The 360-nt window shown below is 58.6% G+C and carries 1 protein-coding gene; it reads right to left on the bottom strand.

The features are described from left to right. The coding region (locus EN804_RS35240) for a TonB-dependent receptor plug domain-containing protein (protein WP_148671862.1) at positions 1-360 on the bottom strand (360 nt) is incomplete at both ends.

The following is a 360-nucleotide window of genomic DNA, read 5'->3' as shown; positions in this document are numbered from 1 at the left end:
GTCGCCGGTGATGTTGTCGCCGAAATCGAAGCCGGTTTCCGCGCGGCCATAAGAACCGCCGGTCACATAGGCTTCGCCGAAGCGCGCATGTTTCGGCACTTTTGTGGCGTAATTTACCGAACCGCCGGGGTCCGAAACGCCGAAGGTGGTAGAATTGCCGCCCTTTATGACTTCGACGCGCTCATAGGCATAGGTTTCTTCGCGCAGCGCGCCGAAGGGGCGGCCGAGCGTCAAGCCGTCGCGGTACATGTAAGCGTCGAAACCGCGAATCTTGAAATAGTCGAAACGGTCGTCGGAGTCGTAAAAATCCGTGGTGACGCCGGCAGTATATTGCAGTGCTTCTTCCACCGTCTGCACGCC

The organism is Mesorhizobium sp. M8A.F.Ca.ET.161.01.1.1 (assembly GCF_004792105.1).
Classification (GTDB): Bacteria; Pseudomonadota; Alphaproteobacteria; order Rhizobiales; family Rhizobiaceae; genus Mesorhizobium.
The sequence above is the reverse complement of the archived record's forward strand: the minus strand, read 5'-3'. Positions and strand labels throughout refer to the sequence as shown.